The following is a 14,137-nucleotide window of genomic DNA, read 5'->3' as shown; positions in this document are numbered from 1 at the left end:
GTTGTCGCGGTCCTGGCGAGGACCGCGGTCCTCGCGGGGACCGGGACGCGGACCCCTGTCGCCGGGGTCGCCTTCACGGCCGGGGCCACCGGGACCACCGGGGCCGCCGGCGCGCGGCGGACGGGCCTGGCCCATGCCGCTGGCGTTCGACGAGAACGGGTTGTTGCCGGGGCGCGGGCCACGCGGGCCCGGACGCGGTCCCGGCTTGGGCGCACCGCCACCGGGGGCACCGGCACCGGGCCTGCCGCCGGAAGGCGCTCCACCCGGACCGCCCGCGGGACGACCGCCCTCGGGACGCGCCTCGGGGCGCGGGGCGGGACCCGGACGCGGGGCGGGCCTGGGACCCGGCTTGGGGCCGGGGCCCGCGGGGCGACCGCTGTCGGTGCGGGGCGCCTCGAACCGCGGGGCCTGCACCTGCGGCGGCTGCTGACGCGGCGGCTGCGGGGGCTGGACCGGCGGAGCCGGGGAGACGACCGGCGGGGCCTGCGGCGCGGGGGCCGCGGGACGAGCCGGTGCGGGACCCGGACGGGGACCCGGCCTGGGGGCCGGTCCCGGCTTGGGGATGGATGTCGGCGCCGAGGAGGCGCCGTTTGGCTGGCCGTCACCCGGCCGAGGGGCCGCCTGAGGCGGCCTGGGGCCTCTGCCCCTGTCGGACGAGCCCTTACTGGGGCCGCCCAAAGCTTCCGTGAGCCTGCGGACTACCGGTGCTTCGATAGTCGAGGACGCCGAACGCACGAACTCGCCCATCTCCTGGAGCTTGGCCATAACGACCTTGCTCTCCACACCGAACTCCTTGGCGAGCTCGTATACCCGGACCTTCGCCACTGCACTCCCTTGTCTCGGCCCGGGAGGCGGTGCCGCCGGACCGTCGTTACGTTGACGTACTCATCGCCGCATGCTCATCAGGCGCTCATAGCTATCTGACCAGCCCATCAAATCGGCGTCCTACATGACAGTCGGTAACCATTTCACCCGATCCTTTCAGCCTGTTGCTCTTCGAGGTGGCCACGCAGCCGCGACAGGTCGAGCGATTCCGCGACGCGAAAAGCACGCGGAAACGCTCGTCGACGCTCTGCGAGTTCGAGACAGCTCAGGGTGGGATGCAGTGAAGCACCACGCCCATGGAGCCGTCTTCGCAGGTCAGGGACGATAACGCCCTCGACCACCACCAGGCGGAGCAGCTCGGAGGAAACCGTGCGAACCCGGCACCCCACACATGTTCTCAGTGGGGCAGCCTGGCCACCATATTCCAGCTTACCGTGTGGGCGCATCTGCGGAACCGGCCGCGTCCCCCGGCTGGGTGTCGGGACGGATGTCGATCCGCCAGCCGGTGAGGCGGGCGGCGAGCCGGGCGTTCTGGCCCTCCTTGCCGATGGCGAGGGAGAGCTGGTAGTCCGGCACGGTCACGCGCGCGGCGCGGCCGTCGAAGTCGATCACCTCGACGTGGGAAACGCGGGCCGGGGACAGGGCATTCCCCACGAAGTCCGCGGGATCCTCCGACCAGTCGATGATGTCGATCTTCTCGCCGTGCAGTTCCGTCATCACGTTGCGTACCCGTGAGCCCATCGGGCCGATGCAGGCGCCCTTGGCGTTCACCCCCGGGCGCCGGGACCGGACCGCGAGCTTGGTGCGGTGACCGGCCTCGCGGGCGACGGCGGCGATCTCGACCGTCCCGTCGGCGATCTCGGGCACCTCCAGCGCGAAGAGCTTCTTCACCAGCCCGGGGTGGGTGCGCGACAGGGTCACCGAGGGGCCCTTGTGGCCCTTCTTGACCTGCACCACGTAGCAGCGGATGCGGTCGCCGTGGACGTACTCCTCGCCCGGGACCTGCTCGCTGTGCGGCAGCACCGCCTCGATCTTGCCCAGGTCGACCAGGACGACCCTCGGGTCCTTGCCCTGCTGGATGACCCCCGCCACGAGCTCGCCCTCGCGGCTGGCGAACTCACCGAAGTTGATCTCGTCCTCGGCGTCGCGGAGCTGCTGCAGGATGACCTGCTTGGCCGTGGTCGCGGCGATGCGGCTGAAGTTGCCCGGGGTGTCGTCGAACTCCCTGAGCACCTCCCCGCTCTCGTCGTCGAGCTCGGCGGCGAAGATGGTCACGTGCCCGGACTTGCGGTCGAGCTCGGCGCGCGCCTTGGCCGCCGCGCCCTCGCTCCGGAAATATGCGATCAGCAGCGCGTCCTCGATCGCCTTGACGACCAGGTCGAAGGAGATGTCCTTCTCCCGCTCCAGGCTGCGCAGGACGCTCATGTCGATGTCCACGAGGCTTCCCCCTTAGCCCTCGTCGCCGTCTTCGCCGTCGTCTTCGGCGTCGTCGAGCCGGCGGAATTCCACCTGCACCCGTCCTCGGGTCAGGTCCTCATAGTCGATGCGGCGCGGCGCGCCGTCGACGTCCAGCTCCACGCCGGTCTCGTCGGTGGCGACGATCCGGCCCTCCACGACGCTGCCGTCCCGCAGGTCGGCCTTGACCAGCCTCTTCACCGCGCGGCGCCAGTGGCGCGGCTCGGTGAGGGGACGGTCGACTCCCGGAGAGGAGACCTCGAGCACGTACGGGGTGGCCCCCATCGCCTCGTCGGCGTCCAGCGTCGCGGAGACGGCGTGGCTGACCTCCGCGACGTCGTCGAGGCTCACGCCCCCGTCACGGTCGACCACGACACGCAGCAGCCGCCGCTTGCCCGCGGGGGTGACCGTGACGTCCTCCAAGTCGAGCCCTTCGGCTCCGACGACAGGTTCCAGAAGCTCTATCAGGCGGTCGCGGGATGTGGCGCTGCCCATGCCGACCTCCCATTGTCACGATCTCAGCCGGGCGGACCTCGCCCATGCGATTAACCAGCCTATCCACACCAGGGCGTAGAAACAGCGCCACTCGGTGTGGCGGAGCCGCCCGAGAAGCGAGGTGAGTGCCATTATTCCAAGCCCGTACGATGCTAAGTGCGTCAGCTGCCGACACAGAACCGGAGGTCGTCGTGCGTTCCGTCTCCCGGCGCGCCCTGCTGCGGGGCGGCGCTCTCGGGGTGACAGCCGTGACGGTCGCGGGATGCGCCACCGAGAAACGGGTGCCACCCGTGGCCGCGCCGCCCGACCCCGAGACGCTGCTCCTGCGCGAGCTGATCGCGGGCAAGGAGCGGACCGTCGCGCTGTACGCATCGGCCGCCTCGCCCCGGCTCGAACCCTTCAGGCAGCGGCACGAGGCCCATCTGGCCGAGCTACGCCGCCGCCTCCCTCCCGCCCCTCCCGCCCCGGTGACCCCGGCGGCCACGGCCGCGACCCCCGCGCCGTCTCCGTCCGGGAGCGCGGCCCAGGGCGGCGCGTCGGTGAAGGCCCTGCGCGACCTGGAACGCAAGGCCGCGGCGCTGCGTACCCGCCAGATCGAGGGCGTATCCCCTCCGCTGGCCCAGTTGCTCGCGTCCATCGGCGCCTGCGAGGCCGCGCACGCCCTGGCCCTGTCGAGGTCGTTGTGAGGGGCGCCGGGGCCGATCAGGGCCTCGGCACGGCGCTGGCGGCCGAGCACGCCGCCGTGTACGCGTACGGGGTCCTGGCGGCCAGGACCAACGGCAGGCTGCGCGTGGCGATGACGACGGCCTACAACGCCCACCGTGCCCGCCGCGACCGGCTCCGTACCATGGTCATCGCCGCGGGCGGCACCCCCGCCGAGCCGAAGGCCGTCTACGAGCTCCCGGTCACGCCGTCCGGCCCGGCCCAGGCGGTGGAGCTGGCCGTGCTGGTCGAACGAGGGGTGACCGGCGCCTACCTGGAGCTGGTGGCGTCCGCGGACGCCGACCTGCGCGAGATGGCCGCGCTGGTCATGCAGGAGTGCGTCGCCCGCTCCTACAGCCTGCGTCCCGAGATCGAGGCCTTTCCCGGCATGCCGCCCCGGACGGCGCCGGAACCCGCCGTCACCCCCACGGCGACCCCGTCGCAGTGAGCGCCGGAATCCGGCGTCACCGTCTCCCGGTAAGCGTCGGAAACCACCGCCGTCTCCCGGCGGGCGCCTCCCGGTAAGCACCGGGACTCCCGGCGGGTGCCGGAAAACGCGGCTCTCCACCGCGGCCACGTCCCGATGCCGTTTTCCGCTGGTTTTCGCGGGTGACCGCCTTCCGGCGCCTCTACGGGAAGGCGAGGGAAGGCGCGGGAATCGGATCGGTCAGTGCCGATCGGCGCCGGTCGGCACGGGGCGGCGCTGGTCAGCACGGAAATCGATCTCCTACGGGGTTCCCGGATTCGCGGTCCGCGATTCAAACCCGCTTTCGACCATGTTTGCATCGTGTCTGCCGGGTAGCTGGATCTCGCGAAATACGCCTAAGGAGGAAGTAATGGGCTGGGGATACCGGAAATCCATGAAGTTCGGTCCGTTCCGTCTTAACCTTTCGCGGAGCGGGGTGGGTCACAGCTGGGGAAACCGCGCCTTCAGGGTTACCAAGACGGCCGACGGACGCCGCACTCTGAGCGTCAACCTTCCCGGTGGCTTCCACTGGCGCAAGACGCTCAGCGGTAACGGCAGCCGTCGCTGATGGGCATTACCCGGGAACCGTTCGCAGGCGCCGCTCGTTCTCATGACACGACGCGACGTTTCGGGGAGTCCGGGGAGAGGGCAATGGGCTGGGGATACAGGAAGTCGATCAAAGTCGGTCCCTTCAGGATCGACCTGTCCCCGCGAGGGGTCGGCCACAGCTTCGGAAATCGCAGATTCCACGTCACCCGCACTCCAGACGGCCGCAAATACGTGACCGTCAACCTGCCGGGCGGATTCCACGTGGGCAAGGCGATCGGCCGGAGCTCCCGGCATCACCACCACCACTACTGACGCGGGGCCACACACGTGGAGAGCGGCCCGCCCCTTCGAAGGGGCGGGCCGCTCTCACGCGTTCGGGATCACCCCTGGCAGGCCGCCACGACGCGGTCGACGGCCTCGGCGAGCGGGATCTCCTCCTTGGCGCCGGTGGCGCGGTCGCGCAGCTCCGCGACCCCCTGGGTGAGGCCGCGGCCGATGATCAGGATCGTCGGCATGCCGAGCAGCTCGGCGTCCTTGAACTTCACCCCCGGCGAGACACCGGCGCGGTCGTCCACCAGGACGCGCAGCCCTCGGGCCTCCAGTTCCTCGGCGATCCGGGTGGCGGCCTCGATCTGGCCGTCCTTGCCGGTGCCCACGACGTGGACGTCGGCGGGGGCGATCTCGCGGGGCCAGACCAGGCCGAGCTCGTCGTGCGTCTGCTCGGCCAGCACCGCCACGGCCCGGGAGACGCCGACGCCGTAGGAGCCCATGGTGACGCGGATGGGCTTGCCGTCGGGGCCGAGGGCGTCGAGCTTCGCGGCGTCGGCGTACTTGCGGCCGAGCTGGAAGATGTGGCCGATCTCGATGCCGCGGTCGATGGACAGGCCGGAGCCGCAGACCGGGCAGGCGTCGCCCGCGCGGACCTCGGCGGCCTCGATGGTGCCGTCGGCGACGAAGTCACGGCCGGCGACGACGTCCGCGGCGTGCTTGCCGGGCTCGTTGGCGCCGGTCACCCAGGCGGTGCCGTCGACCACGCGGGGGTCGACGAGGTAGCGGATGCCGAGATCCTTGAGGACCTGGGGGCCGATGTAGCCGCGGACGAGGCCGGGGTGCCTGGCGAAGTCCTCGGCCTCGAAGATCGCGGGCTCGCCGGGGGCCAGGGCGGCCTCCAGCCGCTTGAAGTCGACCTCGCGGTCTCCGGGCACGCCGACGATCAGGGTCTCGGTCTTGCCCGAGCCGGGGACGGTCACCTTGACCACGATGTTCTTGAGCGTCTGGGCGGCGGTGACGCCGAGGCCGTGGTGCTCGTTGACGTGGTTGACCAGCGACTCGATGGTCGGGGTGTCGGGGGTGTCGAGCACCCGCGCGGCGGGCCGCTCACCGGTGACCGCGGCCGGCGCGGTGGTGACGACGGCCTCCGCGTTGGCCGCGTAACCGCAGTTGTGGCAGGCCACGAAGGTGTCCTCGCCGGTGGCCGCGGGGGCGAGGAACTCCTCGGAGGCCGAACCGCCCATCGCTCCCGACGTGGCGAAGCAGATCTTGTACGCGATGCCGAGGCGGTCGAAGGTCCTGATGTAGGTCTCGCGGTGGCGCTCGTAGGAGCGCTTGAGGCCGTCGTCGTCGAGGTCGAAGGAGTAGGAGTCCTTCATGATGAACTCGCGCCCGCGCAGGATGCCGGCCCGGGGACGGGCCTCGTCGCGGTACTTGGTCTGGATCTGGTAGAGGATCACCGGATAGTCCTTGTAGGAGGCGTACTCCCCCTTGACCATGTCGGTGAACATCTCCTCGTGGGTGGGCCCGAGGAGATAGTCGGCCCCCTTGCGGTCCTTGAGGCGGAAGAGCGTGTCGCCGTACTCGGTCCAGCGGCCGGTCGCCTCGTAGTATTCGCGGGGCAGCAGGGCGGGGAAGAGCACCTCCTGGCCGCCCATGCGGTTCATCTCCTCGCGCACGACGCGCGTGACGTTCTCCAGGACCGTCTTGCCGAGCGGCAGCCAGGAGTAGACGCCGGGCGCGACGCGGCGGACGTAACCGGCGCGGACGAGCAGCTTGTGGCTCGGGACTTCCGCGTCTGCCGGGTCGTCCCTCAGCGTTCGAAGAAACAGCGACGACATGCGCAGTAGCACGGCTACTCCTAGTTGGCGAGGTTCGATGCCCTACAGGCTATCGAGTCTCGCAAGCCGATTGTCTGCCGTCGACGGCTTCCGTACCCGGTGGTGGGGTCTCAGAGGCCGGTGATGAAAACGAAGTACGAGGCCCCGAGGACCAGCGCGATCAGCGCGGAGCAGGCCCGGTCGCATCCGCGCCCCAGCGAGACCAGCATCCCCAGCACGATCGCGATCACCACCGCGACGCCCCACGGCCAGAAGCCGGAGACGTGCTCGGGCCCGCCGGGCATCGCCTTGTCGATCCCGTCGAACAGGGCCAGCCCGGCCGCGCCGCCGGCCGCGACGTCCCCCCAGCGGTCGTAGCGTTTGGCGAAGTAGGAGAGGACGCCGATCGCGACGAGATTCGCGATCATGAGGTTCATCGAGGCGCCGCCGTCGCCGAAGCTCACGAGCCAGGCGTTCGACTCGAAGATCGTGGCGACGAGCAGCGAGAGTATCGGCCCGAACGCGCCCAGCACGCTCGAAAGCACCGCCCAGCCGAAGCCGGCCGCGGTCCGTCCCATGACGACGACGAGGAGAAGGTACGCGTACGGGTTGTAAAGCGCGTACAGCAGATCGGGGCCGTAGGCCAGCAGTGCCCCGACGCCCCCGAGCAGCATCCCCACGAGAAGCGAGAGGACCATGTGCCGGAGAATGGCGCGATCTCGACGGTCTCCGGCGACGAAGTCAAGCGTGTAATTACGTTCTGCCAAAGCCACTGATCCCCCGATCACATTTGCTAGTGGCTATCAACAGTGTATCTGACCTGGGGTAACGCCTCGAACGCGTCAAGTTTACAAAGCAAGCGAGCGCTTGATTACGCTGCTGTCGTAAGGATTTTCACGGCATTTCCCTGGCATTTTCCTGAGGGCGGCCGGAGTTCCGCGGCGTCCGCCCGCGCCTTTCTCACCCGGCATTCCGGCGGCCCGAAGGGCCCGGGGGCGAGGAGGGCGGCGTCCCGGGGCCTCAGCCGCCGAGAAGGACCTCCCAGGGGTGGCGGGACGTGGTCCTGCGGGTGGTGTCGAGCGCCTCGCTGAGGCGGCGCAGCCCGGCCCTGCCCCGGAAGCGCTCGCGGTGTACGGGATCGACGGCGCGCAGGACGAACGGGACGCCCATGACGTCCAGGATGGCGTCACCGGCCGTGGCGGGCCCAGAGCGGGTGACCAGGGCGTCCGGGCGTCCGGGGTCGCGGACGTGCCTGGCCAGTACGGCGGCGATGTCGGCCGCGCCGGGGCCGTCGCGCCACTCGATGTGCCAGCCGTGGTCGGCCCCGCGCCACCAGGTCAGGTCGCGGCAGGACTCCAGGAGCTCCGACTCCCCCGCCAGCGCGGCCATCACCCGCCCGAACGCCTCGTACCGGAGCCCGTGGGGAGGCCCGTCCCTCCCGGAGAAGCCGGACACACCAGGGGAAACCGAGGAGGCGGGAGAGCCTGGGGAGGCCGATGAGCTGGAGGCGCGTCCTGTTCCGCGTGGTCCTCTCGTGTCCTGAAGCGGACTGTCCTTCGGACGCCGGGCATCCGCTTTGCGACGCTTATCCGCTCCTGAACTCACGAGAACCAACTGTGATCCGCCGGGCTTGTCCCCGCAAGTACTGATTCTGTGCCACGGAACCCGCCGAGCCGGTCATCACCGTCGCGGGGGGCCGTGAAGGTGGCACCCACCGGCCGGATCCCCTACCGGTCCCGGCGGACAACTCGATCTTGTCGGCGCGTGAGTCTGGCAGGTTGCCCCCTCGGTGATACAGAATCGAGCAGGGCATCGCGTTCATGACATCCGACGCCGAGGAGGCGACATGTCACTGCGAGTCGCGATCGTGGGGTCAGGACCCGCCGGGATCTACACCGCCGAGGCCCTGACCAAGCAGGCCACCGTGCCGCTCAGGGTGGACGTGCTGGAACGGCTGCCGACTCCGTACGGGCTGGTCCGGTACGGGGTGGCTCCCGACCACACCTCGATCAAGTCGATAGCGGGCTACCTGCGCGGCGTGCTGGAGCTTCCCGAGGTGCGGTTCCTCGGCGGTGTCGAGCTGGGCAGGGACGTCGACGTCGCCGACCTGCTCGGCTGCTACGACGCCGTGGTCTACTGCACCGGCGCGATGGTGGACCGGCGGATGGGCATCCCCGGCGAGGACCTGCCGGGCAGCGTGGCCGCCACCGACTTCGTCAACTGGTACTGCGGCCACCCCGACATGCCCGCCGACCGCTTCGTCCTCGACAGCCCCGAGGTCGCGGTGATCGGCGTGGGCAACGTGGCGGTCGACGTGGTGCGGGTCCTGGCCAAGACCGCCGAGGAGCTGCGCGCCACGGACGTGCCCGAGGAGGTCCTGTCCAGGCTGGCCGCCAGCGAGGTGAAGACCATCCACATGATCGGGCGCCGGGGGCCCGAGCACGCCAAGTTCACCCTGAAGGAGCTCAGGGAGCTGGGCGAGCTGGCCAACGCGGACGTACGCGTGCGGGCCGAGGAGTGCGTGGCGGACGTCACGGCCGCGTCCCGGCAGGTCCGGGGAAACGTCGAGGTCCTGCGGAGCTGGGCCACCCGCGCCTCCAGGGGCCGCCCCCGGCGGCTGGACGTACGGTTCTGGATGCGCCCGGTGGAGATCCTCGGCGAGGGACGCGTGGAGGCGCTCAGGCTGGAACGCACCCGGCTGGTGGACGGCCGGGTCGTCGGCACCGGCGCGTTCGAGACCATCCCGGTCGGCATGGTGCTGCGCTCGGTCGGCTACCAGAGCGTGCCGCTGCCCGGCGTCCCCTTCTCCGAGACCACCATGACCGTGCCGAACGAGGCCGGCCGGGTCCGCGACCGCGAGTACGTCGCGGGCTGGCTCAAGCGGGGCCCCACCGGGGTGATCGGCACCAACAAGTCCGACGCCGCCGAGACGGTCCGCACCCTCCTCGCCGACCTGGCCGGTCGCGACCCGGTACGCCGCGCGGACCTGGACGACCTTCTCACCGCCCGGGGCGTCTCGCCGATCACCTACGAGCACTGGCTCGCCATCGAGGCGGCCGAGGCGGCCCTGGCCAGGTCCCTCGACCGGGGCGAGCGGGTGAAGCTCCTCGGCCTCGCCGCCATGCTCACCGCCCGCGATCGGGGACTACGGCCGGAAAGCGACCTGGAGACCGGCTGAGCGGGCCGGGCCGCGCTCGGCCCCGCACGCTCAGCCCGTCCGGCATGTCCAGTCGACCCCGTACGTCCAGGAGGAGCACCAGCATGCGCGTCACGCTCGCCGATCCGTCCACCCTGATCCCAGGTTTCGAGCAGGTCCATCGCGAGCAGTCCGCGCTGTACCCGTACCGGCCGGTCGAGTGGCAGCCCGTGCACACGGTCTACGTCCCGGCCGACCGGTTCGACGCCGGGACGACGCGGGAGTGGGGTGACGCCGCGCTGGAGCTGTTCCGGCGGCACCTGCCCCGGGGCGATCTCGCCGCGATCCTTGGCACGACGCCCGGCGTGTCCCTCGGCGCGGGCGAGGACGTCGCCGGGGTCGTGCACGGGAGGGTGGCCGACAAGCTCGCCCGGGAGCCCGTCGAGGACCTGCGGATCGACTTCGAGGACGGCTACGGGACGCGTCCCGGGGAGGAGGACGGCCACGTCTCCTCCGCCGCCAAGGCGGTCGCGGCCATGCACGCGTCCGGGACGCTCCCCCGGCGCTGGGGGCTGCGGGTGAAGTCGTTCGCCGACGGCGACCCGGTCCGTGCCGTCAGGACCCTGGACGGTTTCCTCACCGGCGTGATCGATCGGGCCGGGCACCTGCCCGGGGGATTCGTCGTCACCTTCCCGAAGGTGCTGATGAGGGACTACCTGCACCAGTTCGCCGACTGCCTCGACGCGCTGGAGGACGGGCTGGGCCTCGGCCGGGGCACGCTGAGGTTCGAGATCCAGGTGGAGGCGCCGCAGACGGTGCTGTTCCTCGACGCGGGCCTGGTGACCTCCCTGCGGGGCAGGCTGGCGGCGGCGCACTTCGGCGTCTTCGACTACACGGCGAGCTGCGCCCTCCCCCCGCACGAGCAGCGGCTGGACCACCCCGCCTGCGATCACGCCAGGCACGTCATGCAGACCGTCTTCGCCGGGACCGGGGTGGAGCTGTCGGACGGCTCGCTGGCCGCCTCGCCCGCCTCGGACGGCGGGGACGACGTACGGGACCTGTGGCGGCGCCACGCGGAACTGGTCGGGCACTCCCTGACCCACGGCTTCTACCAGGGCTGGGACATGCACCCGTCACACCTGGTCAGCCGGTACGCGGCGGTCTACGCCTTCCACCTGTCACGGTACGGGGAGTACGCCCACCGGGTGCGTGCCTGGGAGGAGCGGCGCGACGCCGGTGAGGGCGTGATGGACGAGCCCGCCACGGTCAGGACCATGGCCGCCGCCCTCCGCCGCGCGGACCTGGCGCTGGGCACCGGCCCCGCGGAGCCACCGGCCTGACGCCGGTCCCCTCCCGGGCCCGGTCACCCTGTCCCGCCGAACCCGTCCCGCCGAGGGGCGACGCCCGGCCCGGACGGCACGACCGGGGTCCCGGGGATCAGTCGATCAAGGCGCGCCACTCGCGGACCCGGCGGGCGTCGACCGGGTCCGACCAGGACGCCCGTACGGCGCTGCCGACGTGGAAGGCCCGCACCCCGTACTCCATCAGCACCCCGACGTGGCTGGGCCGCAGCCTGCCACCGGCCATGATCAGCGGGCCGTCGCCGGCCTCGCACCGGGTCTTGAGCAGCGGTAGCCCGTCCGCCACGCCACCGGGCGCACCCGAGGTGAGCACGGTGGCGAGGTTGGGCAGGAGGCGGACGGCACGCCAGCTCGCCTGGGTGTCGGCCGCGTGGTCCACCGCCCGGTGGAAGGTCCAGGGCAGCGGCGCGACCGCGTGGATGAGCGCCTCGGTGGCGGCCAGGTCGACCACTCCCGCCTCGTCGAGGAAACCGAACACGAACCCGGCCGCGCCCGCGTCGGCGAGGGCCCTGGCATCGCGGCTCAGGGCCTTCAGCGACTCGGGCGTGGCCAGGAACGAGGCCTCGCCGCGCAACATCACCATCTGCGGAAGCGCGCACTCCTTGGAGATCGCCGCGACCGTCTCCGCCGCCGGGGTGAGCCCGTCGGAGGCCATGTCGGCGACGACCTCCAGGCGATCGGCGCCACCCGCTTCCGCGGCGACGGCGTCACGCACGTCGAGCGTTATCACCTCAAGCAAGGATCCGGTCATGAATGGAGGCTATCGGATGGGTTTGTCCTGGGATCGCCGTGGTTCAGACATGCTCGGGGATGGACGACCCGCGCCGATCCGAGAAGGGCAGCGCGAGGCCCGACGCGCGGGCGCGCAGACCCCCCGGCCGCTGGAACAGGGCACCGGAGGCGCGATGCGGCAGGTCGACCGTGCGGAGATGCGCGAAACGCTGTCCCCGATAGTAGTCCTGCAACCTTGGGTTGTCCTTGGAGCAGTCAAGCCGGAGCCATCTTTTCCCCAGGGCCAGGACCCGCAGGCCCGCCCAGTCGAGGAGCCCCTCGCCCAGGCCCGTACCGGCGTGGTCGCGCGCCACGGCCAGCTTGTGGACGTAGAGCGCCGAAGCGGGGTCGTCCTCCCGGCTCCAGAACTCGGGGTCGGCGTGGCCGTCCAGGGCGAGGGTGGCGACGGGCCCGCCTTCCCCGCCCCGCCCGTCGTCCAGCACGTACAGGACGCCCTGGCCGATCAGCGGGGTGATGCGCCCGGCGGGGAAGCCGTCGGCGGGCCACTGCCGCACGCCGCGGCCGTTCAGCCACCCGGCGGTCTCGGCGAGGAGCGCGAGCACCCCGTCGAGGTCACCGTCCGTGGCCCTGCGCAGCGTGAACGGGCGCGTGGAGGTGGGACTGGCGGTGTTCGAGTGCATGGTTCATCCCTTCGTTGCGTTCGGTGCATGAGATGACACGGAGCGTGTCCATGTGATGGCGCACGGCATCCATGCCGGGCTAGGCGGACGCCTAGGGGCTTGAGGCGAGCGGTGAGACCGCTGTCGGGAGGGGTGGCGGGGAGAGGCCGGCCGGGGCGAAGGCCGCGGGCGGGCGGGGAGAGCGGCGTCTAGCCACCCAGCGGGCGCGGCCCCGTGCTCGCCCGCGGCGCGGGCTGAACGGGGGCCGGCCCGTCAGGGCGGTCACGGAGACGTCAACGGCTTTCCAGCTCGTACCGGATCAGGTGCTTGTCCGCGGGCAGGACCGACACCGCCACGCGTACGGGGGTGTCGTCCTCGTCGTAGCCGACCCGGATGTAGACGACGACCGGCGTGCCGAGCTGGAGCTGGAGCCGTTCGGTCTCGGTGCTGTTGGGCATCCGCGCCCAGATGTCGTCCACCACCCGCACCTGCCGGTGGCCGAGTTCCTCCAGGACCTTGTTGGCCCCGCGCACGATGTCGCCGGGGCGGGTGATCTCGGAGTCGGCGACCAGGGCGAGGGGGAAGTAGGAGTCGTTGGTGTTGTACGGCTGGCCGTCCACGAAGCGCAGCCTGCGGCGGACCACGGCGAGCTCGTCGTCCGAGAGCTCCAGCCTGCTGGCGATCTCCTCGACCGGCTGCACGATCGAGACCTCGATCTCCTGGCTCGGCGCGCGGCCCTCGCGGGAGACGGCCCAGGCGAAGGCCTCCAGGGTCTCCTCGCGCCTCGGTTGCAGCTCGCGCTGGGGGTGCATGAGCAGCGGGCGGCGCTCCCTGACGACGGTGCCCCTGCGGGGGGTACGGGTGACCAGGCCCTCGTTCACGAGCTCGCCGAGAGCCAGCCGTACGGTGTTGCGGCTCACCTGGTGCACGAGCATGAGCTCCGCCTCGGTCGGCAGCTGATCCCCCGGTCCGAGCGCACCGGAGTAGATGATCCTCCGTAGGTCGGAGGCCACCTGTTGATACAGCGTTGACCGTGCCATTAAGTCCCCTTTGTGCCAACAAAACTAGACGATCTGGTTCTAGCGGGGAACAGCCCCTTGACCCAACCTCCCAAGACCCGCATCATCCAATCGTTGGTACAAATCCATCGAAAGGTCTGCGAGGGGGTGGAGGCCGGTGCTGTCGGTCCGCACGGATACGCCGTACCTGCCCTGGCGCGATCCCCGCGAGGCAACACGTTTACTGCGTTACGCGTTGCACCGCCAGGGATTCACGCACACCTACCAGAGCAACGGAAACGGCATGTCCGTGCTCTCGGTGCTGACCGACCTGACTGTTTGGTGCAAGAACGGGTTGTTCGTCTGGAACGAGGACGGCGTTGAGTCGTCCCACCCGGCCGACGACCCGGTGGGGGCGGCCCGCCTCATCTCACGGCACTACCGGCGGCCCGCACCCGACGACGACCTTTCGGAGAAGGAGGCGGGCCAACCGGTCCGCGCCTTCGCCGCCACAGACTCCGAGCGCGAATAGCAGGCCGAGGACCCCATCCCTCGCCGGGGTCCTCCGCCGCCGCGCCCGGGGCGGAACGCGTCCTGGCGGGTCCCCCACGCCCGCCAGGGCGCGCTTCCCATCGCGGGAACGCGTCCACGGGACGGAACCCGCCAGGG

Annotated in this window: 17 protein-coding genes; 7 read left to right on the top strand and 10 right to left on the bottom strand. The window is 71.1% G+C overall.

The genetic code is table 11. From position 1 onward, the window contains the following. From ACW9TB_RS38200 to rimP, 4 genes are all read right to left on the bottom strand, one after another. On the bottom strand, positions 1–825 hold an 825-nt coding region (locus tag ACW9TB_RS38200; protein WP_472753007.1), incomplete at its 3' end, for a translation initiation factor IF-2 N-terminal domain-containing protein. 143 nt (positions 826–968) lie between these two features. Then, positions 969–1,271 carry a YlxR family protein gene (locus tag ACW9TB_RS38195; RefSeq protein WP_472753006.1) on the bottom strand — a complete coding sequence of 101 codons (303 nt, stop codon included), beginning with the start codon at positions 1,269–1,271 and terminating at the stop codon, positions 969–971. Then, entirely contained in the window at positions 1,255–2,262 is a 1,008-nt protein-coding gene (nusA, locus tag ACW9TB_RS38190) for a transcription termination factor NusA (protein WP_329091732.1), read from the bottom strand. The genes ACW9TB_RS38195 and nusA overlap by 17 nt, the downstream gene beginning before the upstream one ends. A 12-nt stretch (positions 2,263–2,274) precedes the next feature. Continuing rightward, positions 2,275–2,775 (bottom strand): ribosome maturation factor RimP, encoded by a 501-nt coding sequence (gene rimP, locus ACW9TB_RS38185; RefSeq protein ID WP_472753005.1) that lies wholly within the window; start codon positions 2,773–2,775, stop codon positions 2,275–2,277. Between the two features lie 191 nt (positions 2,776–2,966). On the opposite strand from rimP, the gene ACW9TB_RS38180 reads away from it, so the two are divergent. The 4 genes from ACW9TB_RS38180 to ACW9TB_RS38165 all read left to right on the top strand — a co-directional run bounded on the left by ACW9TB_RS38180 (position 2,967) and on the right by ACW9TB_RS38165 (position 4,804). After that, a complete protein-coding gene (locus tag ACW9TB_RS38180) occupies positions 2,967–3,461 on the top strand; it encodes a hypothetical protein (RefSeq protein ID WP_472753004.1) in 495 nt (164 codons plus the stop codon). After that, a complete protein-coding gene (locus tag ACW9TB_RS38175) occupies positions 3,458–3,925 on the top strand; it encodes a ferritin-like domain-containing protein (RefSeq protein WP_472753003.1) in 468 nt (155 codons plus the stop codon). Before ACW9TB_RS38180 ends, ACW9TB_RS38175 begins: the two co-directional genes overlap by 4 nt. 328 nt (positions 3,926–4,253) lie before the next feature. Beyond that, positions 4,254–4,511 (top strand): DUF4236 domain-containing protein, encoded by a 258-nt coding sequence (locus ACW9TB_RS38170; protein WP_472753002.1) that lies wholly within the window; start codon positions 4,254–4,256, stop codon positions 4,509–4,511. 83 nt (positions 4,512–4,594) lie between these two features. Continuing rightward, positions 4,595–4,804, top strand: coding sequence for a DUF4236 domain-containing protein (locus ACW9TB_RS38165; protein WP_472753001.1), 210 nt, complete (start codon positions 4,595–4,597; stop codon positions 4,802–4,804). Positions 4,805–4,872: 68 nt separating this feature from the next. Here the strand turns inward: ACW9TB_RS38165 and ACW9TB_RS38160 are convergent, their stop codons facing one another. The 3 genes from ACW9TB_RS38160 to ACW9TB_RS38150 all read right to left on the bottom strand — a co-directional run bounded on the left by ACW9TB_RS38160 (position 4,873) and on the right by ACW9TB_RS38150 (position 8,037). Beyond that, positions 4,873–6,615, bottom strand: a complete 1,743-nt coding sequence (locus ACW9TB_RS38160; protein ID WP_472753000.1) for a proline--tRNA ligase — start codon at positions 6,613–6,615, stop codon at positions 4,873–4,875. A gap of 98 nt (positions 6,616–6,713) precedes the next feature. Next, positions 6,714–7,280, bottom strand: a complete 567-nt coding sequence (locus ACW9TB_RS38155; protein WP_472752999.1) for a hypothetical protein — start codon at positions 7,278–7,280, stop codon at positions 6,714–6,716. A gap of 322 nt (positions 7,281–7,602) precedes the next feature. Beyond that, positions 7,603–8,037 carry a hypothetical protein gene (locus ACW9TB_RS38150; RefSeq protein WP_472752998.1) on the bottom strand — a complete coding sequence of 145 codons (435 nt, stop codon included), beginning with the start codon at positions 8,035–8,037 and terminating at the stop codon, positions 7,603–7,605. A 391-nt stretch (positions 8,038–8,428) separates the two neighbouring features. On the opposite strand from ACW9TB_RS38150, the gene ACW9TB_RS38145 reads away from it, so the two are divergent. Continuing rightward, positions 8,429–9,760 carry an FAD-dependent oxidoreductase gene (locus ACW9TB_RS38145; RefSeq protein ID WP_472752997.1) on the top strand — a complete coding sequence of 444 codons (1,332 nt, stop codon included), beginning with the start codon at positions 8,429–8,431 and terminating at the stop codon, positions 9,758–9,760. Positions 9,761–9,843: 83 nt separating this feature from the next. Then, positions 9,844–11,058: a DUF6986 family protein gene (locus ACW9TB_RS38140; protein WP_472752996.1), complete on the top strand. Its 1,215-nt coding sequence runs from the start codon at positions 9,844–9,846 to the stop codon at positions 11,056–11,058. Positions 11,059–11,155: 97 nt separating this feature from the next. Here ACW9TB_RS38140 and ACW9TB_RS38135 read toward each other — a convergent pair whose 3' ends face one another. The 3 genes from ACW9TB_RS38135 to ACW9TB_RS38125 form a co-directional block, all read right to left on the bottom strand. Then, complete coding sequence (locus tag ACW9TB_RS38135) at positions 11,156–11,830, bottom strand: copper homeostasis protein CutC (RefSeq protein WP_472752995.1); 675 nt, start codon at positions 11,828–11,830, stop codon at positions 11,156–11,158. Between the two features lie 43 nt (positions 11,831–11,873). Further along, entirely contained in the window at positions 11,874–12,491 is a 618-nt protein-coding gene (locus ACW9TB_RS38130; RefSeq protein WP_472752994.1) for a GNAT family N-acetyltransferase, read from the bottom strand. Between the two features lie 272 nt (positions 12,492–12,763). Next, positions 12,764–13,510 carry a GntR family transcriptional regulator gene (locus ACW9TB_RS38125; RefSeq protein ID WP_472752993.1) on the bottom strand — a complete coding sequence of 249 codons (747 nt, stop codon included), beginning with the start codon at positions 13,508–13,510 and terminating at the stop codon, positions 12,764–12,766. Positions 13,511–13,646: 136 nt separating this feature from the next. Here ACW9TB_RS38125 and ACW9TB_RS38120 point away from each other — a divergent pair, with 136 nt between their 5' ends. Continuing rightward, positions 13,647–14,000, top strand: coding sequence for a hypothetical protein (locus ACW9TB_RS38120; RefSeq protein WP_472752992.1), 354 nt, complete (start codon positions 13,647–13,649; stop codon positions 13,998–14,000). Positions 14,001–14,137 lie beyond the last annotated feature (137 nt).

The organism is Streptosporangium sp. H13245 (assembly GCF_055690525.1).
Note: the sequence above shows the minus strand (reverse complement) of the source record. Positions and strands in the feature narration are given on the sequence as shown.